Source organism: Jannaschia sp. R86511 (assembly GCF_042466345.1).
In the GTDB taxonomy this organism is placed as follows: domain Bacteria; phylum Actinomycetota; class Actinomycetes; order Actinomycetales; family JBBAYJ01; genus Aquipuribacter.
Genome location: NZ_JAXHCD010000001.1, coordinates 3,123,919 through 3,145,773 on the forward strand (window position 1 = coordinate 3,123,919; position 21,855 = coordinate 3,145,773).

Here is a 21,855-nt window from a genome sequence, read left to right on the forward strand (position 1 = left end):
ACCGGGGCGACGGCGGGCGACCCCCCAGGTTACCGGCTGCCTAGTCGGGCACCGACCAGCCGCGTTCGGTCAGCGCCTCCACCAGCCGGTCCCGGGCCGCCGGCACCACCGAGACCTCGGCCACGCCCGCGAGCCGGCCGGGGCTGTGCTCGATGCGCAGGTCCTCGATGTTGACGCCGACCTCGCCGATGGTCCCGATCAGGGCCGCGAGTGACCCGGGGCGGTCGGGCACCAGCACGGGGACCACGGCGTAGACCGTCGGGGCGCTGCCGTGCTTGCCGGGCACCATCGCGCGGCCGGCGTTGCCGTCGGCCACCAGGCGGGCCAGCGTCCCCACCGGGCCAGCCACCCGGACGGGCGGGCCGTCGGCGCGGCCCGCGCCACCGTCCAGGCCGTCGGCGACCGTCCCGCCAGCGGCCGGGCCGTCGGCGCGGTCGGGGTCCAGCTGCTCCAGCGCGGCCAGCGTGCGGTCCAGGTCGTCGCGCAGCAGCCGCAGCTGGTGGGCCAGCGGGGCCGCGTTGCCGGCCAGGATCTGCGCCCACAGGACGGGGTCGCTGGCGGCGATCCGGGTGACGTCGCGCAGGCCCTGCCCGGCCAGGGCCACCGCCGAGTCGGACGCGCCCACCAGCCGGGCCGCGACCAGGCTGGCCGCCACCTGCGGCAGGTGCGACACCAGGGCGACGGAATCGTCGTGCGTGGCCGGGTCCAGCTCGACCACCACGGCCCCGAGCCGGGCGGCGGTCTCGCGCACCAGGGCGGTGGCGGCGGGCGAGGTGCCCGGCGCCGGGGTCAGCACCCACGGCCGACCGACGAACAGGTCGCCCCGGGCCGCCATGGGCCCGGAGCGCTCCCGCCCCGCCATCGGGTGCCCGCCGACGTAGCGGTGGGCGTCGGCCCCGGCCCGCGCGACCACCTCGGCCACCACGGCGGCCTTGGTGCTGGCCACGTCGGTGACCACGGCGTCGGGGTAGCGGCCCAGGTAGGCCACGACCAGTCCGGCGGTGACGTCCGGCGGGGCCGCGACGACCACCAGGTCGGGCCCGGCGTCGTCGTCGCGCCGGTCCGGCAACCGGCCCGCCCCCAGGTCGGCCGCGACCGCGGCCACGGTGGGCGAGGCGTCGTGCAGCACGACGTCGGTGCCGGTCGGACGCAGCCCCAGGCCGATGCTGGCGCCGACCAGGCCCGCCCCCACCACCAGCACGGTGCCGGGCGAAGCGCCGGCCGAGGAGTGGGCGGGCGACGGGACGGGTCCGGTGGTGCTCACTGCGCGATGTCGCGCCGCAGCGCCGCGGCACCGCGCAGGTACACGTGCTGCACCTGCTCGCGGGGCAGCTCGGTGTCGGCGTGCGCCATGAGCCGGACCACGCGGGGCAGGGCACCGGGCACGTCGATCTCCACGGTGCACAGCAGCGGCACCGACCCCAGCCCCACCTCGCGGGCGGCCACGGCCGGGAACTCGCTGGTCAGGTCCGGGGTCGCGGTGAACACGATGCTGATCAGGTCCTCGGGCGTCAGGCCGTTGGCCGACATGACGGCCGAGACCAGCTCCCGGGTCGAGTCGAGCAGGTGCTCGCGCTCGTCCTGGTCGAGCTGGACCGCACCCCGGATCGCCCTGACCGCCATGGCAGGACGTTAGCGAGCGGGCCGGGGGCCGCGGCTCACAGGCCCACGTCGCGGAACAGCCCGGCGACCTCGCCGGCGTTGAGCCGGCGGGTGTGCCCGGGCGGCAGCTCGCCGAGGCGGATCGACCCGATCCGGGTCCGGACCAGCCGCTCCACCGGGTGGCCGACCTGCTCGAGCATGCGCCGCACGACGTGCTTGCGGCCCTCGTGGATGACGATCTCCAGCAGCGCCTTGCCGGGCGCGGAGTCGACGACGGCGAACTCGTCGACCTTGACCGGGCCGTCGTCGAGCTCGATGCCCTCCTTGAGGGTCCGGCCGACGTCGCGCCCGATCGGGCCGGGGACCTCGGCCAGGTACCACTTCTGCACGCCGTAGCTGGGGTGCTGCAACCGGTGGGCCAGGTCGCCGTCGTTGGTCAGCAGCAGCAGGCCCTCGGACTCCATGTCGAGGCGACCGACGTGGAACAGGCGCTCGTCCCGGTCGCGGGTCAGGTCGCCCAGGTTGGGCCGGCCCTCCTCGTCCTCCATGGCCGACAGCATCCCGACGGGCTTGTTGACCGCCAGGTACACGCGGGTGTCGTCGACCTGCACCCGCATCCCGTCGACGTGGACGACCTGCTCGGGGTTGACCCGGGTGCCCAGCTCGGTGACGACCTGGTCGTCGACGGTGACCCGACCCAGGGCGATCAGCTGCTCGGCCCGGCGGCGCGAGGCGACGCCGGCCTTGGCCAGCACCTTCTGCAGCCGCTCGCCGCCCGGGTCGTGGACGTCGGCGCCCGGCTGCTGGGCCGCGTTGGCCGCGCGCTGGTCCTCGCCGCGCTGCTGGCGCATCTTGCGTCGGTCGGCAGGGCCCGGGCGGAACCCGCCGTTGCCGCCGGGTGCGGTGCGGGCGGGCTGCTTGCGGCCGCCGCGGGAGCTGGTGGGGCTCATCGGGAAGCCCCTGCGATGTCGTCGAGCACGTCGGCCTCCGGCAGGTAGGGGGCGAGGGGCGGCAGCTCGTCGACGCTCGTCAGCCCGAGCCGCTCGCAGAACTCACCCGTCGTCACGTACAGGATCGCACCGTTCGGGGACTCGTCCCCGCTCTCGGCCACCAGACCCCGCTGCACCAGGGTGCGGATGGTCGCGTCGGCGCTGACCCCGCGGATGCTGGAGACCGTGCTGCGGGCCACCGGCTGGCGGTAGGCGATGATCGCGAGGGTCTCCAGCGACGCCCGGGACAGCCGCGCCGTGGCCCCGTCGCGGACGAACCGCTCGACCACGTCGGAGAACTCCTGCCGGGAGTACACCCGCCAGCCCGACGCGCTCTCGCGCAGCTCGAAGCCGCGCCCGCCGGCGTCGTAGTCCTCGGCCAGCTCGTGCAGCAGCTGCTCGACGCGTTCCAGCGGCAGCGCGAGGGCCGCGGCCAGGACCAGCGCGGGGACCGGCTCGTCGGCGACCATGACCACGGCCTCGACCGCCGCGCGGGCACCACCGGGCAGGGCGTCGACGTCCAGGCCCTCCTGCAGGCTCATGCGGTCTCCTCCGGGGTCTCGGGCTGGTCGGGCTGGTCTGGTTGGTCGGGCACGCGGTGCAGCGTGGCGCGCTGCTCGGGCCGGATCAGCCGGATGCTCAGCTCCGCCAGCGGGCCCGCCTGCTCCAGCGCCACCAGCTCCTCACGGTAGAGGTCCAGCACGGCCAGGAACCGGGCCACCACGGTCGGGCGGCCGTCGGCGTCGGCCACCAGGGTGCGGAAGGACACCGCGCGACCGGTCTGCAGCCGGCGCAGCAGCTCGGACTTCTGCTCGGCGACGCTGACCTCGGGCGCGTGCAGGTGCTCCAGGCCCACGGTCGGCACCGGCTTGGGCCGCAGCGCCTCGGCGGCGACCCGGGCGAACGCCTGCGGGTCCGAGGTCCACACCAGGTCCGGCAGCAGCCCGACCGCGGCGGGGTCGTCGCCGCGTCGGCGCGGGTGCCGCCCGGCGTAGGTCTCCAGCCGGCGCTCGACGTCGGCGGCGGCGGTGCGGAACGCGCGGTACTGCAGCAGCCGGGCGAACAGCAGGTCGCGGGCCTCGAGCAGGGCCAGGTCCTGCTCGTCCTCGACCACGGCGCCGGGCAGCAGCCGGGCCGACTTGAGGTCCAGCAGGGTGGCCGCGACCAGCACGAAGCCCGTGACCTCGTCGAGGTCCCAGTGGTCCATGGCCCGGATGTGGGCGACGAACTCGTCGGTGACCTCGGCCAGGGCGACCTCGGTGACGTCGAGCCGGTGCTTGGCGATCAGGCCGAGCAGCAGGTCGAACGGGCCGGTGAAGACGTCGAGGTGGACCTCGAAGGACGACGTCGGGCCCTCGCCGTCGGGGGCGGGCTCGGTGGCCGGGGCGCCCACGTGGCTCAGGCGACCAGGCCCCGGGAGACCAGCTCTCGCGCCAGCTGCCGGTAGGCCTGGGTGCCCGGGTGCGTCGGCGCGTAGGTGGTCATGGGCTGGCTCGCGGCGGAGGAGTCGGGGAACTTGACGGTGCGCGCGATGACGGTGTGGAACACCTTGTCGCCGAAGACGTCGACCAGGCGGGCGACCACCTCGCGGGAGTGCAGCGTGCGCGGGTCGTACATGGTGGGCAGGACCCCGTCGATCTCCAGGCCGAAGTTGAGCCGGTCGGTGACCTTCTCGATGGTCTGCTGCAGCAGCGCCACCCCGCGCAGGGCGAAGTACTCGCACTCCACGGGGATCAGCACGCCGTGCGCGGCGGTCAGCGCGTTGACCGCGAGCAGGCCCAGGCTGGGCTGGCAGTCGATGAGCACGACGTCGTAGTCGTCCTGCACGGGGCGCAGCAGCCGCTTCAGCACCATCTCGCGCGCCACCTCCGAGACCAGGTGCACCTCGGCCGCGGACAGGTGGATGTCGGTGGGCAGGACGTCCACGCCGGGCACGTCGGTGCCGCGGATGACCTCGCGGACGTCGGCGTCCCGGTCGACGAGCAGCTGGTACAGCGACGGCTCGTCCTCCTCCGGGCGCACGTTGAACCCGGCCGACAGCGCGCCCTGCGGGTCGAAGTCGACGAGCAGCACCTTGCGGCCGTACTCGGCCAGCGCCGCGCCCAGGTTCATCGTGGTCGTCGTCTTGCCGACGCCGCCCTTCTGGTTGCACAGGGCGATGATCCGGGCGGGGCCGTGGGAGCCCAGCACGGGCGGGACGCCGAAGTCGGGCAGGGGCCGACCGGTCGGGCCCAGCTCGCCGGACCCGTCGCCGGTCGCGGCGTCGGTCGCAGAAGTCACGGCCCCGACCCTAGTCCGGCCGCCGGGGTGCCCCGCCCCACCACGCCGCTCAGCGGGCGCGCGGGTGGCTGGTGGCGTAGACCTCGCGCAGGGCGTCGACCGACACGTGCGTGTACACCTGGGTGGTCGACACCGAGGCGTGGCCCAGCAGCTCCTGCACGACCCGGACGTCGGCGCCGCCCTCGAGCAGGTGGGTGGCGAAGGAGTGGCGCAGCAGGTGCGGGCCCACGGCCGGACCGCCCGGCTCGGGCAGGCCCGCCACGGCGGCGGCCCGCTGCAGCACCACCCAGGCCGACTGCCGGCTCAGCCGCCCGCCGCGGGAGTTGCGGAACAGCGCGCGGGGGTCGGCGCTGCGGCCCAGCAGCCCCGGCCGGGCCCGCACCAGGTACGCCTGCAGCGCCGTGCGGGCGTGGCTGCCGACGGGCACCTCGCGCTGCTTGCCGCCCTTGCCGGTCAGGCGCAGCACCGCGACCAGCTCGCCGTCGGAGCCGACGACGTCGTCGACGTCGAGGCGGACGAGCTCGGAGATCCGGGCCCCGGTGGCGTAGAGCAGCTCCAGCAGGGCGCGGTCGCGCAGCCCCAGCGGTGTGGCGGTGTCGGGGGCGTGCAGCAGCCGCTCGACCGCGGCGACCCCCAGGGCCTTGGGCAGGCGGCGCGGCAGCTGCGGCGAACGCACCTCGCGCGTGACGTCGACCGCGACCAGGCCCTCCGCCAGCCAGAACCGGTGCAGGCCCCGGACGGCCGCCAGCGCGCGGGCGGTCGAGGCGGCCGACAGCGGGGCGGTGCCCGCCGCGGGGGCGCGCAGGGCGACCACGAACCCCGACACGTCGTCCTCGGTGACCTCGTCGGGGCGGCTGCGGCCCTGCGCGTGCAGGTAGGCCGTCCAGCGGGCGATGTCGCGCCGGTAGGCCGCCAGGGTGTTCGTCGCCGCGCCGCGCTCGACCGCCAGGTGGGTCAGCCAGGTGCCGGCCGCCACGTCCAGCGGACCGGGTGCGCCCCGCTGTCGCGGTGGGACGTGCGGCTGGTCGGCCACGTCAGGCGAGCACGTCCGCCAGCGGGGTGTGGTCCATCCCGTGGGCCACGGCGACCGGCTCGTTGACCACGGCGCCGGCGTGGGTGTTGAGCCCCAGCGCCAGGGCCGGGTCGGCCTGCAGCGCCTCGCGCCAGCCCCGCGTGGCCACCGCCGAGGCGTACGGCAGGGTGACGTTGGTCAGCGCGTAGGTCGAGGTGTTGGGCACCGCCCCGGGCATGTTGGCCACGCAGTAGAAGACCGAGTCGTGCACGGGGAACGTCGGCTCGGCGTGGGTCGTCGGCCGGGTGTCCGCGAAGCAGCCGCCCTGGTCGACGGAGATGTCGACGAGGACGCTGCCGGGCCGCATCCGGGAGACCAGCTCGTTGCTGACCAGCTTGGGGGCCTTCGCGCCGGCGACCAGGACGGCCCCGATGACCAGGTCGGCGCCCAGCACGGCCCGCTCGAGCTCCAGCGGGTTGCTGGCCACCGTCTGCACCCGGCCCTGGTAGATCCGGTCGGCGGCCCGCAGCCGCGACACGTCGCGGTCCATCAGGACCACCTCGGCCTGCATGCCGACGGCGGTCGCGGTGGCGTTGAGCCCGGACACCCCGGCGCCGATCACGACGACCTTGGCCGCGTAGGTGCCGGACACCCCGCCCATCAGCACGCCACGCCCGCCCTCGGCGCGCATCAGGGTGTGCGCGCCGACCATGGGGGCCAGCCGGCCGGCCACCTCGCTCATCGGGTACAGCAGCGGCAGCGACCCGTCGCGGGTCTGCACCGTCTCGTAGGCGACGGCCGTGACCTCCTTGGCCACCAGCTCCTCGGTCAGGCGGCGGTCCGCGGCCAGGTGCAGGTAGGTGAACAGGGTCAGGCCGGGACGCAGCCGGTGGTACTCCTGCTCGACCGGCTCCTTGACCTTGAGGACGACGTCGGCACGGCCCCAGACCTCGTCGGGGTCGTCGAGGACCACGGCGCCCTCGGCGCGGTAGTCGTCGTCGGTGATCGACGAGCCCGCACCCGCACCGGCCTGCACCAGGACCTCGTGCCCGTGCGTGCGCAGCTCGTGCACGCCGGAGGGGGTCAGCGCCACCCGGTACTCGTGGTTCTTGACCTCGGACGGGACCCCGACGACGGTGGCGGTAGCAGTCACGACCGCACTCTAGGGCCGTACGGTGGGACGGTGGACGAGGTGGTACCGGACGTGTCGCGTGTCACCCCTGCTCAGGGGCCGGTCGGGCCGGGTCCGGACCCGTTCGGGGGCACCCGGACGCTGCCGGCCGGGCGTCGCCTGCTCTGGTACGCGCAGACGCCGGGCCGGCGCTCGCGGCAGGTCGCCGCCGACGTCGCGGTGCTGCTGTGGTGCCTGGCGTGGGCGCTGGCCGGCTGGGCCGCGTACCGCGCCGTCCGGCTGCTGGTGGCTCCCACCCTCGACCTGGCCGGCGGCGCCGACCGCACCGCGGAGCAGCTGCGGCGCGGCGGCGACGGCGTGGCCGGGCTGCCGCTGGTGGGCGAGGACGCGGCGTCGCCGCTGCGTTCGGCGGCCGACGCCGTGGCGGACATCTCGGCCTCGACCACCCGGCTGGCCGACCTGGTCGGCGACCTGGCGGTGGCGGTGGGGCTGCTGGTCCCGCTGGCCCCGGTCGCGGTCGTGCTGCTGGTGTGGCTGGCCCTCAGGCTGCGCTTCGCCCGCCGGGCGGGCGCGGCGAGCGCCATGCTGGCCGTCGGGGCCGACCCGCAGCTGTTCGCCCTGCGCGCCCTGACCACCCAGCCCCTCCCCCGGCTGGCGGCCGTGTCCGCCGACCCTGTGGGTGACTGGCGCCGGGGCGACCCCGAGGTGACGGCACGCCTGGCCGGCCTGGAGCTGGACCGGCTCGGCCTGCGCCCGCCGGGCGACCGCGCCGCCCTGCCGCGCCGCTGACCCGAGGCGCCACGGCACCGAGCTGAACTGCCCCGGCACCGTACGGACGGGTCGGGACGGCCGGGACGCTCAGGCCTCGGTGCGGACCACCCGGACCCGGCGGTCGGCCTCCGGCGGGGACCAGGTGCGGGCGTCCGCGTCCACCTGCTCGCCGGAGCGGATGTCCTTGGCCTGCCCGAGGAGGTCGTCCTCGCCGTCACCGGGGAAGAAGACGAACGGGATGCCGTTGCGGTCGGCGTGCTTGATCTGCCGACCGAACTTGGCGGCCGTCGGGGCGGTGTCGGTGGGGATGCCCCTGGCGCGCAGGGTCCGGGCGACCGCGTCGCTGCGCGAGCGAGCCTCCTCAGCGGTGACAGCCACCAGGACGGCCGTCGGCGTCGGCCGCGTCGCGGCCACCGAGCCGTCGCGCAGCAGCCGCGACACCAGCCGGCTGACGCCGATGCTGAGCCCGACCCCGGGGTGACGGGTGGAGCCCTCGCTCACCAGGTCGTCGTAGCGACCGCCGGAGCAGACCGAGCCGAGGTCCTCGTGGCCGACCAGCTCGGTCTCGTAGACGCTGCCGGTGTAGTAGTCCAGGCCGCGCACCACCGCCAGGTCGGCGACCACGACGCCGGGGGCCACCTGGCCGGCCGCGTCGAGCAGGTGCTGCAGGTCGGGCAGGGCGGCGTCCAGCTCCGGCGAGCCCGCGCCCAGCCGGGCGGCGGCCGTCGCGACGACGGACAGGTCGGTGCCCGTGACCCCGGCCACCTCGAGCACGGCGGCCGCCTGCTGCTGGCTCGCGCCGGCCCGCTCGACCAGCAGCCGACCGACCGCCTCGGGGCCGATCTTGGCCAGCTTGTCGACGGCGGCGAGCACGGCGGGCACGTCCGTCAGCCCGAGCCCGCGCACCAGGGCCTCGACGACGCGCCGGTCGTTGACCCGCATCCGCACCTCGCCCACGTCGAGCGCCCGCAGCGCCTCGACCATGACCAGGGGCAGGTCGACCTCGTAGTGCCGCGGCAGGGTGTCGACGCCGACCACGTCGACGTCGGCCTGGACGAACTCGCGGAACCGGCCGTCCTGCGGCCGCTCCCCGCGCCAGGACCGCTGGATCTGGTACCGCTTGAACGGGAACGACAGGTGCCCGCCGTGCTGCAGCACGTACCGCGCGAACGGCACCGTCAGGTCGAAGTGCAGGCCGAGGGTGTCGGGGTCGGTGCTCCCGTCGTCCTCGGCGTGCAGGCGCCGGACGACGTAGACCTCCTTGTCGATCTCGCCCTTGCGCAGCAGCTGCGACAGCGGCTCGACCGACCGGGTCTCGAGCGAGGCGAAGCCGTGCAGCTCGAACGTCTCGCGCAGGGTGTCGAGCACGTGCAGCTCGACGGCTCGCTGGGCGGGCAGCCACTCGGGGAAGCCCGACAGCGGCGCGATCCTCGCCATCAGCGACCACCCACCGTCAGCGACGTCAGGTAGGGGTTCGTGGCCCGCTCCCGCGCCATGGTGGTCGTGGGTCCGTGACCGGGCAGCACGAGCGTCTCGTCGGCGAAGCGGGGCAGCACGTCGCGCAGCGAGGTGGTCATGGCCGCCGGGTCGCCGCCGGCCAGGTCGCTGCGTCCCACCGACCCGGCGAAGAGCAGGTCCCCGCTGAGCAGCAGCGGGCCGTCGTCACCGGCCAGCGCGAACACGACGGAGCCCTCCGTGTGCCCGGGGGTGTGGTGGACGGTCAGGTCGAGCCCGGCCGCCTGCAGCGGGACCGGGGCGCTTACCGGGCCCGCGGGTGCCCCGACGGGCAGCTCCACCACGCGGTCCGGCTCCTGCCAGCGCTCCGAGGGCCCGAACTGCTGCCGGAGCATGTCCAGCAGCGCGGGGGAGAACGTGGCCAGCGGGTCGCGCAGCCGGTAGCGGTCGTCCGGGTGGACGTGCACCGCGACCGGGTCGCCCGCGCTGCGGCAGACCGGGGTCACGGTCCAGACGTGGTCGGCGTGGCCGTGCGTGGCCAGCACGGCGGCCGGCCTCAGCCGGTGCTCGGCCAGCAGCTCCCGCAGCGGCTCCACCACCCCGAACCCGGGGTCGACGACGAGGCACTCCTCGCCCGGTCCTGCGGCCAGCACCCAGCAGTTGGTGCCGAACGCCGAGGCCTCGACCGCGTGCACCAGCATGTTCGGCAGGGTACTTGCCTATGCTGTCGTCCCTGCCCGCAGGCGGACGGCAGGAGCGTCGCTCCTCGCCGTCGTCACCCAGGAAGGACCCAGCCCCCGTGACGTCCAAGCGTGAGCGCGAGTACGCCCGCCGCCGGCAGGAGAAGTTCGAGCAGAAGATCGCCGGCAAGGAGGCCGTGCGGGGTCGCTCCCGGGTGCGCAACGCCGTGGTCGCGGGGGTCGCCGTGCTGGCCGTGGTCGGGGCCGTGGTGGCCGCGACGGTGTGGGGCGGACCGGGCGACGGGACGGACGGGGAGCTCGCGGCCGATGCCGTCGCCAGCACCCTCCCGGAGGAGGTCGAGGACACCCCGGCCGCCGCCGACGCGGCGACAGGCGAGGCGGCTCCCCCGGCCGACGACACCTGCCCGCCGGGTTCGGAGGTCGACCCTGCCCCCGCCCAGTTCGACGCCGCGCCCGAGCCGGTGTCCGGGTCGTGGACGGTCACCCTGGCCACCACGTGCGGCGACGTGACCCTCCAGCTGGACGCCGACGCCGCGCCGCAGGGCGTCGGCAACCTCGTGTTCCTGGCCCAGGAGGGCTGGTACGACGGCACCCCGTGCCACCGGCTGACCACCCAGGGCATCTTCGTGCTCCAGTGCGGCGACCCCACCGGCACCGGCACGGGTGGCCCCGGCTACGCCTTCGGGCCGATCGAGAACGCACCGGCCGACGACGTGTACCCGGCCGGGACCGTCGCGATGGCACGTGTGGGTGGCGACGGTGAGAGCATGGGCAGCCAGTTCTTCCTCGTGTACGAGGACTCGACCATCCCGTCCGACGGCGCCGGGGGGTACACGGTCCTCGGTCGCGTGACCGAAGGGCTCGACATCGTCCGGCTGGTCGCCGAGGGTGGACTGGCCGCGGACGGGGTCGCCCCCGCCCGCAGCATCGGAATCGACAGCGTCACCGCGGAGGAGACAGCGTGAGCACCGAGCCCAGCCCGTCCGGTCCCGACCAGCAGGAGCCGGTGGACGTGGCGCCGGCGGCCGTGCCTGCGTCCGAGCCCGACGCGGCGCCCGAGGCCCAGGCGGCCACCGAGCCCGAGACGTCGAGCGAGGTGGAGGCAACCACGGAGGCCACGGCCGACGCGGAGCCCGAGACGGCCGAGGAGTCCCAGACCGTCGCGGAGCCCGAGACGTCGAGCGAGGTGGAGGCAACCGCGGAGGCCACGGCCGCCGCGGAGCCCGAGACGGCCGAGGAGTCCGAGACCGTCGCGGAGCCCGAGACCGCCGCAGAGCCCGAGACCGCCGCGGCGACGGAGACGACGCAGCCGATGGACGTGGCAACCCTCGCTGACGCCACGCAGCCGACCGACGCCACGCAGCCGACCGACTCGGCCGGGGCCACCCCGGCGCCGGCGCCGACCCCCACCGAGGCCCCCGCCCCGGTGCCCTCCGCGCCGTCGCACGACGCACCGCGGCCTTCGGACGTCATGCCCGCGCGCGCCCACGCACCGGCGCCGGTCGCGGCGGTCACCCCGCCCCTGGCGGTCGGCGCGGCCGGCTTCGGCCGCGTGGACGAGGCCGGCGTGGTCCACGTGCGCGACGGCGACGAGGAGCGCGAGGTCGGCCAGTACCCCGACGTCCCGCACAGCGAGGCGCTCGCGTTCTACGTGCGCAAGTTCGAGGACCTGGCCGCCCAGGTGCACCTGCTCGGCCAGCGCCTGGACAACGGCACCGTCCCCGCCAAGGAGGCGCGCTCGTCCCTGGCCACGCTGCGCGAGTCGGCCACCGAGGCCAAGGTCGTCGGAGACCTGCCGGCCCTGCGCACCGAGCTCGACCGCCTCGACGGCCTGGTGGCCGAGCGGACCAAGGTCGAGGACGCCCAGCGCGCCCAGGCCCGCGCGGCCGCCCTGGCCGAGCGGGAGGCCATCGTCGCCGAGGCCGAGCAGATCGCCGCCACCCCGGCAGCGAGCATGCACTTCAAGAACGCCGGTGAGCGCATGCAGGCGCTGCTCGACACCTGGAAGACCGCCCAGCGCTCCGGCACGCGCCTGGACAAGCGCAGCGAGGACCCGCTGTGGAAGCGGTTCGCGGCCGCCCGCTCCACCGTGGACCGGATGCGCCGGGCCCACTTCGCCCAGGTCAGCGAGCAGCGCAACAGCACCAAGGCGACCAAGGAGCAGCTGATCGCCCGGGCCGAGGAGCTGCAGACCTCGACCGACTGGCGCGCCGCCAGCGACGAGTACCGCAGCCTGATGGACCGCTGGAAGTCCGCCGGGCGGCTGTCCCGCAAGGACGACGACGCGCTCTGGGCCCGCTTCCGCGCCGCCCAGGACGTCTTCTTCGCCGCCCGCACCACGGCCAACAGCGCCCAGGACGAGGAGTACCGGGCCAACCTGGCGGTCAAGGAGCAGCTGCTCGCGGAGGCCCAGGGGCTGCTGCCGGTCACGGACGTCGACCGGGCCAAGAAGGCGCTGGCGTCGGTCCAGGACCGCTGGGACGACGCCGGCCGGGTGCCGCGCGGCGACCTGGACCGGATCGAGAACGCCCTGCGGGCGGTCATCGACACCATCCGCGAGGCCGACTCGGCCAAGTGGGGCAAGGGCAAGCCGGAGGTCGTCGCCCGCGGTTCGGGCCTGGTCTCCACCCTGCGTCAGCAGGTCGCCGACCTCGACGCCAAGGCCGCCGAGGCGGAGGCCCGCGGTGACAGCCGCACCGCCTCGCGGGCGGCCAAGGAGCGGGCGACGAAGCAGGCCTGGCTGGACCAGGCCGAGGCGTCGCTGGACGACATCTCCCGCTGAGCGTCGCGATCGGGCTCGCGGCCCCCGGTGTCCACAGGGACCCGGGGGCCGCGGCCGTCCACACCGGTGCCGCCGGCCGCTGCCCACCGGCACCACGCCGGGCACGCTGACCGGGTGCGCGACCGTCATCCCACCCCGCTTCCCTGGCTGTCCGACCCGTGCCCGCGGGCTCCGCTCGTGCTGGCTCGGGAGGTGGCGCTGCCCGCCGGTCGTCGGCTGCCCGCCCCGCGGCTGGTGGGTGACGTCCACGTCACGGCTGCGGTGGTCGGCGCCCGGGACCGGGCGCTGGCCCTCGCGCTGTGCGCCCGTGCCGGCCACGGCGTCCTGGTCCGGCGCAGCGCCGCCTGGGTGTGGTCGGGCGAGGCCGAGCTCCGCCCGGAGCACGTCGACCTGGCCCGGCCGCCGGACGGACCACCCCTGCCGGGTCGACGGCCGGACGTCGGTCCCGGCCTGCCGGTCCGGCTGACCCGCTGGGAGCCGGCCGGGACCTGGACCCTGCTGGACGGCGTGCCGCTCACCGACCCGGGACGCACGGCGGTGGAGTGCGCCCGGTCGTTGCCGCTGCGGCTGGCCCGTACCTGCGTCGAGGCCCTGGCCGCGGCACCGGGCTTCGACGTCGCCGCGGCCCTGACCGAGGTACGGGCCGGCGGGGCGCGGCCAGGCCGTCGGCAGGCCGAGGACCTGCTGGGGTCGCTGCCGGACCAGCCCCTGCCGGGTCAGCCCTCGACGACGTCCCGCTGCACGCCGCTGGTGACGCGGTAGACGTCGAACACGCCCTCGATCCGGCGCACCGCGGCCAGCACGTGGTCCAGGTGCTGGGTGTCGCCCATCTCAAAGGTGAACTTGGACAGCGCCACGCGCTTGTCCGACGTGGACACCGAGGCCGACAGGATGTTCACGTGGGCGTCGGACAGCACCCGCGTGACGTCGGACAGCAGGCGGCTGCGGTCCAGCGCCTCGACCTGGATCTGCACCAGGAACACGCTGGCCGACGTGGGCGCCCACTCGACCTCGAGCATGCGCTCGGGCTCGCGCTGCAGCGTGGAGATGTTGCCGCAGTCCGTGCGGTGAACCGACACCCCCTGGCCCTTGGTCACGAACCCGACGATCTCGTCACCGGGCACCGGCGTGCAGCAGCGGGCGAGCTTGACCCAGACGTCGTCGGCGCCCTTGACCACCACACCGGACTCGTTGAACCGGGGCCGGGCCACGCGGCGGCTCGGGGTGGTGACCTCGGCCAGGTCCTCCTCCGTGCCGTCGGCCCCGCCGAGCGCGGCCACCAGCTTCTGCACCACGGCCTGGGCGCTGACGTGGCCCTCGCCCACCGCGGCGTACAGGCCCGACACGTCGGGGTAGCGCATCTCCTGCGCCAGGGCGACCAGGGCCTCGTGGGACAGCACCCGCTGGATGGGCAGGTTCTGCTTGCGCATGACCCGGGCCAGGGCGTCGCGGCCGGCGTCGATCGCCTCCTCGCGGCGTTCCTTGGAGAACCACTGCCGGATCTTGTTCCGGGCCCGGGGCGAGGCGACGAACCCGGCCCAGTCGCGGCTGGGCCCCGCCCCGGCGGCCTTGGAGGTGAAGATCTCGACGACGTCGCCGTTCTGCAGCGTGCTCTCCAGCGGCACGAGCCGGCCGTTGACGCGGGCCCCCATGCAGCGGTGGCCCACCTCGGTGTGCACGGCGTAGGCGAAGTCGACCGGCGTGGCGCCCGACGGCAGCGACATCACGTCGCCGCGCGGGGTGAAGACGAACACCTCCTGGGCGGACACCTCGAAGCGGAGCCCGTCGAGGAACTCCTCGGGGTCGCCGGTCTCGGCCTGCCAGTCCAGCAGCTGGCGCAGCCACGACATGTCGGTCGGGTCGGCCATGACCCCGGCCGAGGCCGTCTTGGCGCCCTTGCCGCCCTGACCGCCCTTGTACTTCCAGTGCGCCGCGACGCCGTACTCCGCCCGCCGGTGCATCTCGAAGGTGCGGATCTGCACCTCCACGGGCTTGCCGCCGGGCCCGATGACCGTCGTGTGCAGCGACTGGTACATGTTGAACTTGGGCATCGCGATGTAGTCCTTGAACCGCCCCGGCACGGGGGTCCAGCGGGCGTGCAGCGCCCCGAGCACCGCGTAGCAGTCACGCAGCGTGTCGACCAGGACCCGGGCGGCCACCAGGTCGTAGATGTCGGCGAAGTCGCGGCCCCGCACGATCATCTTCTGGTAGATCGAGTAGTAGTGCTTGGGCCGGCCGGTCACGCTGGCGTGGATCTTGGCCTCGCGCAGGTCGCCGGCGATCTGCTCGCGCACCTTGACCAGGTACTCCTCGCGGGCCGGTGCGCGCTCGGCCACCATCCGGACGATCTCGTCGTAGACCTTGGGGTACAGGGCCGCGAACGACAGGTCCTCCAGCTCCCACTTGATGGTGTTCATGCCCAGGCGGTGCGCCAGCGGGGCGTAGATCTCCAGCGTCTCGCGGGCCTTGCGCTGCGCCGAGCCGGCCGAGACGAACTTCCAGGTGCGGGCGTTGTGCAGCCGGTCGGCCAGCTTGATGACCAGCACCCGGATGTCGCGGGCCATGGCCACGACCATCTTGCGGACGGTCTCGGCCTGCGCGGCGTCGCCGTAGTGGACCTTGTCGAGCTTGGTGACCCCGTCGACAAGCAGGGCGACCTCGTCGCCGAAGTCCCCGCGCAGGTCGTCAAGGGAGTAGTCGGTGTCCTCGACCGTGTCGTGCAGCAGCGCCGCGGCCAGCGTCGAGGTCGGCATGCCCAGCTCGGCCAGGATCGTGGCCACCGCGACGGGGTGGGTGATGTACGGGTCGCCGCTCTTGCGCAGCTGCCCCTCGTGCGCGCGCTCGGCGACCAGGTACGCGCGCTCCAGCAGCGAGGTGTCCGCCTTGGGGTCGGCCGCACGCACGGTGACCAGCAGCGGCTCGAGGATCGGGCTGACCGGGGGGCGCGCCGGACCCCGGCGGGACCAGCGCGACAGCAACCGCCCGGACGGCGTCGTCGCCCCGACGGCGGGGTCGGGGCGCGGCTCGGTGGCGGTGGGTCCCGGGACGGGCCCGGGCGCAGCGACGGGCGCGACCTCGGTTCCCTGCCTGGTCTGCTCGTCCACAGCACCTCCCTGCCCCAGAGTCTAGGCGTGCGGCGTCGAGCGACCACCCGGACCGGCCGGTGGTCACGGAGGGTAGGCACCAACCGGTCCCGGCACTACGACCGCTCGGCGCTGCACCGAGACGACCTGCCCCCGCACCGCCCCGACGTCTGAGGCCGCGGCCCGCGCCGGTCACGGGCACCGCGTCAGCCCGGCGCCGGGTCCTCGCCGTCGCGCCGGGCGAGCCACTCGGCCAGCTCGTCGACGGGCACCCGCCGGGGCAGCGGGGCGGTCGTGCCGTCGCCCAGGCGCAGCACGGGACGCGACCGGCCGAACCGGCCCCGCTGCTGCTCCAGGCCGGTCACCGCCGCCCACGGCCGGCTGGTGGTGACCCCGCGCACCCGGGTGACGACGCCGTCGGGACCAGCCACGAGGAAGTCCCGCGGACGCAGGCCCCGCCACAGGTCGGCCAGCAGGGCGGCGGCGACGACGACGGCGACGACCGCGAGGTCCCAGTTGCGCGCGACCAGCGACGTGGCCCCCACGACCACGCAGGCGCCGAGCCCGCCCGCCAGCAGCAGCAGGGACGTCCGGGACGGGTCCGGCTCGTGCCAGCTGCGCAGGGGCGGGTCGGCGCCCGTGGTCAGCGGCGCCGGCGCGGCGGCCGCTTGGGCTGCGTGCGCTGCCCCAGCTGCTTGTCCGCGAGCAGCGTGCGTCGGTCGGCGAGGTCGGTCTCGTCGTCCTGCTCGGCCAGGGCGACGCCGCCCGCGGGGACCGGGTGCGCCGCCCGACGGGCCTCGACCTTGCGGGCGTGCTTGACCAGCGGCTCCTCGCGCTCGCGCAGGTGCACCAGCAGCGGGGTGGCCAGGAAGATCGAGGAGTAGGTGCCGACCGCGATGCCGATGAACAGCGCGAGGCTCAGGTCCAGCAGCGTGCCCGCCCCCAGCAGCAGGGCCCCGATGAACAGGATGGACGCCACCGGGAGCAGGGCCACGATGCTGGTGTTGATCGACCGCACCATGGTCTGGTTGACGGCGCGGTTGGCCGCCTCGGAGTAGGTCTCGGTGGTGGAGTCGGTGACGTCCTCGGTGTTCTCGCGCACCTTGTCGAACACGACGACCGTGTCGTAGAGCGAGTAGCCGAGGATGGTGAGGAAGCCGATGATCGTGGACGGCGTGACCTCCAGGCCGATCAGCGCGTAGATGCCGACCGTGATGACCAGGTCGTGGGCCAGCGCGACCAGCGCGGCCACGGCCATCTTCCAGGTGCGGAAGTACACCGCGATGACCAGGCCGACGAGCACGAGGAACACCACCAGGCTCTGCAGCGCCCGCTGGGACACCTGCTCGCCCCAGGTCGGGCCGATGAAGCTGCTGGTGATCTCGCCCGGGTCTACCTCGTAGGCCTGCGCGAGGGAGTCGACGATCTCCTGCGACTGCGCGGTCGTGACCTCTCCGGTGCGCACCCGCAGCGAGTCCCCGCCGATGGTGGTGGCCTGGACCTCGCTCGCCCCGATGACGTCGGTCACGGCGGCGTCGGCGAGGCTCTCGTCGACGTCCCCGCCGATGTTGCTGATCTGGAACGACGCGCCACCGGTGAAGTCGATACCGAGGTTGAGACCCCGGATCCCGAGCGCGCCGATGCTGATGAGCAGCACGACGGCGGCGATGACGTACCAGGTGCGGCGCCGGCCGACGACGTCGTAGGAGGTCTCGCCGGTGTAGAGGCGGTTGCCCCAGCGGTCGAACTTCACAGCACTGCTCCTTCGTTGGCGGCGCGCTCGGCGTCACGGGCGGCGCGCTTGCGCTCGGCGAGCGTCAGCCCGTCGGGGTCGACCGGCCTGGCCCCGGAGCGCACGGCGCGCCGGGCGACGGTGGAGCCCAGGTGCTCGGGGTCGAAGCCGGACAGCTTGTGGCCGCCGCCGAAGAACTTGGTCCGGGCCAGCAGGGTGACCAGCGGCTTGGTGAACAGGAACACGACCAGCAGGTCGACGATCGTGGTCAGGCCGAGGGTGAACGCGAAGCCGCGCACCCCGCCGACGGCCAGCAGGTAGAGCGTGGCCGCGGCCAGGAACGACACGGCGTCGGAGGCCAGGATCGTGCGGCGGGCCCGCTCCCAGCCGCGCTCCACGGCGACCTCGAGGCTGCGACCGTCGCGGATCTCGTCGCGGATGCGTTCGAAGAACACGATGAACGAGTCGGCGGTGATGCCGATCGCCACGATCAGGCCGGCCACACCGGGCAGGCTCAGCCGGTACCCCTGCCGCCAGGACAGCACCAGCAGCAGCCCGTAGGTGATGAGCCCGGCGAGCAGCAGCGAGGCGACGGTGACCAGCCCCAGGGCGCGGTACTGGATCAGCGAGTAGACGACCACCAGCACCAGGCCGATCAGGCCGGCCAGCAGGCCGAGCCGCAGCTGCTCGCTGCCCAGCGTCGGGGAGATGGTCTCGGTGGACTCCACGCTGAACGACAGCGGGAGCGCGCCGAAGCGCAGCTGGTTGGCCAGCGACTCCGCGGTCTGCTCGGTGAAGTTGCCGGAGATCTGCGCCTCGCCGTTGGGGATGATCCCGTTCATGGTCGGGGCGGAGATGACCACGCCGTCCAGCACGATGCCGAACCGGTTCTGGTCACCGGTCAGCCCGAACAGCCGACGGCTGGTCTCGGCGAACTGGCTGGTGCCCTCGCCGTTGAACTGCATGTTGACGACGACCTGGCCGGTGGAGACCCCGGTCTGACCGGTCCCGAACCCCCAGGTCGAGTCCTCGATGTTCTCGCCGGGGACCTCGACCGGGCCCAGGACGTACTTCTCGGTGCCGTCGGAGGAGCAGACGACCAGGGCCTCGTCGGGCTCGCCCTGCTCGACCCGCGTGACGGCGGCCTGCGGGTCCTCCGGGTCGATAGCCGTCGGGTCGATGCAGGTCAGGGCGGCGAAGGCCTCGGAGACCTCGGGGGTGATGTAGGCGAGGTCCGAGGGGCTGGTGGGCTCGACGGCCGGCTCGGCGGAGGGGTCCGCGGGCACGGCGGTGGCCTCGCCGCTGGGGACCGGGACCGCGGTGGGCTCGGCGGCGGGGACCTCGGTGGCGCCGGCCGTGGGCTCGGCGGCGGCGGTGGGCTCGGTCGAGGCGGCCGCGGCCAGGTCCGCCGCGGCCAGGTCGGCCCGGGGCAGGGCGCGTCCCTGGGTGGCGGGGGCGGTGGGCTCGGCGCCCTCGCCCGGGGTGACCGACGGCGGCGCGGACGCCGGGGCGCTGGGGTCGACCGCGGGGGCGCTGGGGTCGCCGGCGGGGGCCGAGGCCCCGTCGCTCGGCTCGGCCGTCGGCTGCAGCAGGCTGGGGTCGAAGCCCGCCCCGGTCAGCAGCACGGGGCGCATCTCCAGCTGGGCGGACTGCCGGACCAGGTCCAGGGTGGCCTCGTCGGCCTGCCCGGGCAGCGCGACGACGATGTTGCTCGCGCCCTGCTGGGTGACCTCGGCCTCGGTGACGCCGGAGCCGTTGACGCGCTGCCGGATGATCTGCACCGCCTGCTCGACGGACTCGGCGGGGATGTCGGCGTCCTCCTCGGCCTCGGGCTCGAGGATGATCTGCGTGCCGCCCTCGAGGTCGAGGGCGAGTCCGGGCGTCCACCGGGCGTCGGAGGCGAGGTAGCCGCCCGTCACGATGCCGAAGATGGTCGCCACGATCACGGCGAGGAGGATGAGGGTGCGCACGGGGCGCGACCGTCGGGTGGTCGTGGTCACGGCTGCATCAGTCCTGGGGTCGAGGGTTGCCGTCGTCGTCGACGGCGTCCGTGGGGGTGGCCGGCTCGGTGCCCGCGGTGGTCCCGGCCGGGGCCTGGTACCGGGAGGAGGCCGGGTCGGTGTCGGGCAGGACGCGGATCACGGCACCCCGGACCCACCGCGACAGGGTCCCGTCGGGACCGCGCAGGGTGAGGGTGGCGTCGTCGACGCTCACCACGGTGGCGACCATGCCCGCTGCCGTCAGGACGTCCGCGCCCACCTCGACCGCCGCCTGCGTCTCCTTGACCACGCGCTGCTGCTTGCGGACCCGGCTGAACTGCATGACGAGGATGAGGGCGAGCCCGCCGACCAGCAGCAGGGAGACGGGATCCAACGGAGCGTCCTTCCGGTCCGGCCGGCGACTCGCGACGGCGCACGTCAGCCCCGGGATCCCGGAGCTCCCGCGGGAGTCTAGGCGAGCCGACCGCCCTCTCCGAACTCCCGCCACAGCGGGGCGTCGTCGACGTCCGCGCCCGGCGGGTTCGACGCGCCACCCACGGACTGCACCGGGGGCGTCAGGCCCAGGTGCTGCCAGGCGGCGGGAAGCGCCACCCGGCCGCGCGGGGTGCGGGCCAGGAAGCCCTGCCGCAGCAGGAACGGCTCGCAGACGGTCTCGACGGTCTCCGGCTCCTCGCCCACGGTCAGGGCCAGGGTCGACAGCCCGACCGGCCCGCCGCCGAACCGGCGGCACAGGGCGTCCAGCACGGCGGTGTCGAGGCGGTCCAGGCCCAGCCGGTCCACGGCGAACAGCTCCAGGGCGGCGCGCGCGTCGCCGAGGGTCACCGCGCCGTCGCCGGACCCGTGCACCTCGCCGAAGTCGCGCACCCGGCGCAGCAGCCGGTTGGCGATGCGGGGGGTGCCGCGGGAGCGGCCGGCGATCTCGCGGGCCGCGTCGGGGGCCAGGTCGACGCCCAGCAGGCGCGAGCTGCGCTCGAGCACCCGGGTCAGGTCGGCCTGGTCGTAGAAGTCGAGGTGCCCGGTGAAGCCGAACCGGTCGCGCAGCGGCGATGGCAGCATGCCGGCCCGCGTGGTGGCGCCGACCAGGGTGAAGCGCGGCAGCGGCAGCGGGATCGCGGTGGCCCCGGGGCCCTTGCCGACGACGACGTCGACCCGGAAGTCCTCCATGGCCAGGTACAGCATCTCCTCGGCCGCCCGCGACATCCGGTGGATCTCGTCGAGGAACAGCACCTCGTGCTCGTCGAGGGAGGACAGGATGGCGGCCAGGTCGCCGGCGTGCTGCAGGGCGGGTCCGCTGGTGACGCGGACGGGGACGCCCAGCTCGACGCCGACGATCATGGCCAGGGTGGTCTTGCCCAGGCCCGGGGGCCCGGCGAGCAGGACGTGGTCCGGGGCGCCGCCGCGCCGCTTGGCGGCCTCGAGGACCAGGCCCAGCTGACGGCGGACGACGGGCTGGCCGACGAACTCGCCCAGCGACCGGGGGCGCAGCGCGGACTCCTCGGCCATCTCTCCCGGCGTCACCTCGGGGTCGACCTCGCGGGCCGGGCCGTCCCCCGGACCGGGGCCGTCGGCGGGGTGCGGACCCGCGTGCGGGCTCACGTGCGGGCCAGCCCGCGCAGCGCCGTGCGCAGCAGGTCGGCCGGCTCGCGACCCACCTCGCCGTCAGCACCGTCGCTGCCGTCGTTGCCGGACCCGGCGTCGGGGCCGTCGGCGCGCTCGGCCCGGTCGGCCGCGATGACGGCGTCCACGGCGTCCTCGGACTGCTTGGCCGCCCAGCCGAGCCCGACCAGGGCGGCGACGACCTGCTCGCGCGTGCCGTCGGCCGCGGTCCCGGCCGGCCCGGGCTGCGGGCGGGGCGCCGGTCCGGCGCTCGAGTGGGGCGGGCCGAGCCGGTCGCCGAGCTCCAGCAGCATGCGCTGGGCGCCCTTGCGGCCGATGCCCGGGACCTTCATGAGGGCGGCCTCGTCACCGGCGGCCACGCCGCGGCGCAGGTCGTCGGGCTCGAGCACGGCCAGCACGGCCAGCGCCAGCCGCGGCCCGACGCCGCTGACGGTCTGCAGCAGCTCGAAGACGTCGCGCTCGTCGTCCTCGGCGAAGCCGAACAGGGTCAGGGAGTCCTCGCGGACCACCAGCGAGGTCGCCAGCCGCGCCTGCGCCCCGGTCCGCAGCCCGGCCAGCGTGCGGGGGGTGGCCCGGACCAGCAGGCCGAGCCCGCCGACCAGGACGACGGCGCCGTCGAGCCGGGTGTGGAGCACCTGGCCGTTGACCTCGGCGAGCATGGGACCTCCGCTGCAGCTCCGAACACGTGTACGACACGCT

21 protein-coding genes are annotated in these 21,855 nt (G+C 75.1%); 4 read left to right on the top strand and 17 right to left on the bottom strand.

The features are described 5' to 3' along the window. Positions 1 to 40 precede the first annotated feature (40 nt). The 8 genes from SJY06_RS14670 to ald form a co-directional block, all read right to left on the bottom strand. Positions 41 to 1,264: a prephenate dehydrogenase gene (locus SJY06_RS14670; RefSeq protein ID WP_380168281.1), complete on the bottom strand. Its 1,224-nt coding sequence runs from the start codon at positions 1,262 to 1,264 to the stop codon at positions 41 to 43. Further along, positions 1,261 to 1,623 carry a chorismate mutase gene (aroH, locus tag SJY06_RS14675; RefSeq protein ID WP_380168282.1) on the bottom strand — a complete coding sequence of 121 codons (363 nt, stop codon included), beginning with the start codon at positions 1,621 to 1,623 and terminating at the stop codon, positions 1,261 to 1,263. Before aroH ends, SJY06_RS14670 begins: the two co-directional genes overlap by 4 nt. Before the next feature lie 35 nt (positions 1,624 to 1,658). Further along, positions 1,659 to 2,552 carry a pseudouridine synthase gene (locus SJY06_RS14680; protein WP_380168283.1) on the bottom strand — a complete coding sequence of 298 codons (894 nt, stop codon included), beginning with the start codon at positions 2,550 to 2,552 and terminating at the stop codon, positions 1,659 to 1,661. Beyond that, entirely contained in the window at positions 2,549 to 3,133 is a 585-nt protein-coding gene (gene scpB, locus SJY06_RS14685) for an SMC-Scp complex subunit ScpB (protein ID WP_380168284.1), read from the bottom strand. The genes SJY06_RS14680 and scpB overlap by 4 nt, the downstream gene beginning before the upstream one ends. After that, the gene (locus SJY06_RS14690; RefSeq protein ID WP_380168285.1) at positions 3,130 to 3,984 is read right to left on the bottom strand and encodes a segregation and condensation protein A; all 855 of its coding nucleotides are present in this window, start codon (positions 3,982 to 3,984) and stop codon (positions 3,130 to 3,132) included. Before SJY06_RS14690 ends, scpB begins: the two co-directional genes overlap by 4 nt. Positions 3,985 to 3,989: 5 nt before the next feature. After that, the gene (locus tag SJY06_RS14695) at positions 3,990 to 4,826 is read right to left on the bottom strand and encodes a ParA family protein (protein WP_380169716.1); all 837 of its coding nucleotides are present in this window, start codon (positions 4,824 to 4,826) and stop codon (positions 3,990 to 3,992) included. Positions 4,827 to 4,920: 94 nt separating this feature from the next. Beyond that, a complete protein-coding gene (locus SJY06_RS14700; protein ID WP_380168286.1) occupies positions 4,921 to 5,904 on the bottom strand; it encodes a site-specific tyrosine recombinase XerD in 984 nt (327 codons plus the stop codon). Position 5,905: 1 nt separating this feature from the next. Then, the gene (gene ald / locus SJY06_RS14705) at positions 5,906 to 7,036 is read right to left on the bottom strand and encodes an alanine dehydrogenase (RefSeq protein ID WP_380168287.1); all 1,131 of its coding nucleotides are present in this window, start codon (positions 7,034 to 7,036) and stop codon (positions 5,906 to 5,908) included. 30 nt (positions 7,037 to 7,066) lie between these two features. Here ald and SJY06_RS14710 point away from each other — a divergent pair, with 30 nt between their 5' ends. After that, on the top strand, positions 7,067 to 7,804 hold the full coding sequence (locus SJY06_RS14710) for a hypothetical protein (protein ID WP_380168288.1): 738 nt from the start codon (positions 7,067 to 7,069) through the stop codon (positions 7,802 to 7,804). A 69-nt stretch (positions 7,805 to 7,873) separates the two neighbouring features. Here the strand turns inward: SJY06_RS14710 and hisS are convergent, their stop codons facing one another. Then, positions 7,874 to 9,223 carry a histidine--tRNA ligase gene (hisS, locus tag SJY06_RS14715; RefSeq protein WP_380168289.1) on the bottom strand — a complete coding sequence of 450 codons (1,350 nt, stop codon included), beginning with the start codon at positions 9,221 to 9,223 and terminating at the stop codon, positions 7,874 to 7,876. Next, positions 9,223 to 9,942, bottom strand: coding sequence for an MBL fold metallo-hydrolase (locus SJY06_RS14720; RefSeq protein ID WP_380168290.1), 720 nt, complete (start codon positions 9,940 to 9,942; stop codon positions 9,223 to 9,225). The genes hisS and SJY06_RS14720 overlap by 1 nt, the downstream gene beginning before the upstream one ends. A gap of 98 nt (positions 9,943 to 10,040) precedes the next feature. Here SJY06_RS14720 and SJY06_RS14725 point away from each other — a divergent pair, with 98 nt between their 5' ends. From SJY06_RS14725 to SJY06_RS14735, 3 genes are all read left to right on the top strand, one after another. Further along, positions 10,041 to 10,907 carry a peptidylprolyl isomerase gene (locus SJY06_RS14725; protein WP_380168291.1) on the top strand — a complete coding sequence of 289 codons (867 nt, stop codon included), beginning with the start codon at positions 10,041 to 10,043 and terminating at the stop codon, positions 10,905 to 10,907. Next, complete coding sequence (locus SJY06_RS14730; RefSeq protein ID WP_380168292.1) at positions 10,904 to 12,724, top strand: DUF349 domain-containing protein; 1,821 nt, start codon at positions 10,904 to 10,906, stop codon at positions 12,722 to 12,724. The genes SJY06_RS14725 and SJY06_RS14730 overlap by 4 nt, the downstream gene beginning before the upstream one ends. Positions 12,725 to 12,901: 177 nt before the next feature. Then, positions 12,902 to 13,486, top strand: coding sequence for a hypothetical protein (locus SJY06_RS14735; RefSeq protein ID WP_380168293.1), 585 nt, complete (start codon positions 12,902 to 12,904; stop codon positions 13,484 to 13,486). Here the strand turns inward: SJY06_RS14735 and SJY06_RS14740 are convergent. The 7 genes from SJY06_RS14740 to ruvA all read right to left on the bottom strand — a co-directional run bounded on the left by SJY06_RS14740 (position 13,441) and on the right by ruvA (position 21,815). Beyond that, positions 13,441 to 15,828 carry a RelA/SpoT family protein gene (locus tag SJY06_RS14740; RefSeq protein WP_380168294.1) on the bottom strand — a complete coding sequence of 796 codons (2,388 nt, stop codon included), beginning with the start codon at positions 15,826 to 15,828 and terminating at the stop codon, positions 13,441 to 13,443. The genes SJY06_RS14735 and SJY06_RS14740 overlap by 46 nt on opposite strands. A 185-nt stretch (positions 15,829 to 16,013) precedes the next feature. Beyond that, positions 16,014 to 16,358 (bottom strand): hypothetical protein, encoded by a 345-nt coding sequence (locus SJY06_RS14745; RefSeq protein WP_380168295.1) that lies wholly within the window; start codon positions 16,356 to 16,358, stop codon positions 16,014 to 16,016. A gap of 92 nt (positions 16,359 to 16,450) precedes the next feature. Further along, complete coding sequence (gene secF, locus SJY06_RS14750; protein ID WP_380168296.1) at positions 16,451 to 17,560, bottom strand: protein translocase subunit SecF; 1,110 nt, start codon at positions 17,558 to 17,560, stop codon at positions 16,451 to 16,453. Continuing rightward, entirely contained in the window at positions 17,557 to 19,539 is a 1,983-nt protein-coding gene (gene secD, locus SJY06_RS14755) for a protein translocase subunit SecD (protein WP_380168297.1), read from the bottom strand. The genes secF and secD overlap by 4 nt, the downstream gene beginning before the upstream one ends. Before the next feature lie 7 nt (positions 19,540 to 19,546). After that, a complete protein-coding gene (gene yajC, locus SJY06_RS14760; protein WP_380168298.1) occupies positions 19,547 to 19,912 on the bottom strand; it encodes a preprotein translocase subunit YajC in 366 nt (121 codons plus the stop codon). A 77-nt stretch (positions 19,913 to 19,989) separates the two neighbouring features. Then, entirely contained in the window at positions 19,990 to 21,042 is a 1,053-nt protein-coding gene (gene ruvB, locus SJY06_RS14765; RefSeq protein ID WP_380169717.1) for a Holliday junction branch migration DNA helicase RuvB, read from the bottom strand. Between the two features lie 89 nt (positions 21,043 to 21,131). Then, the gene (ruvA, locus tag SJY06_RS14770) at positions 21,132 to 21,815 is read right to left on the bottom strand and encodes a Holliday junction branch migration protein RuvA (RefSeq protein WP_380168299.1); all 684 of its coding nucleotides are present in this window, start codon (positions 21,813 to 21,815) and stop codon (positions 21,132 to 21,134) included. Between the last annotated feature and the right edge of the window lie 40 nt (positions 21,816 to 21,855).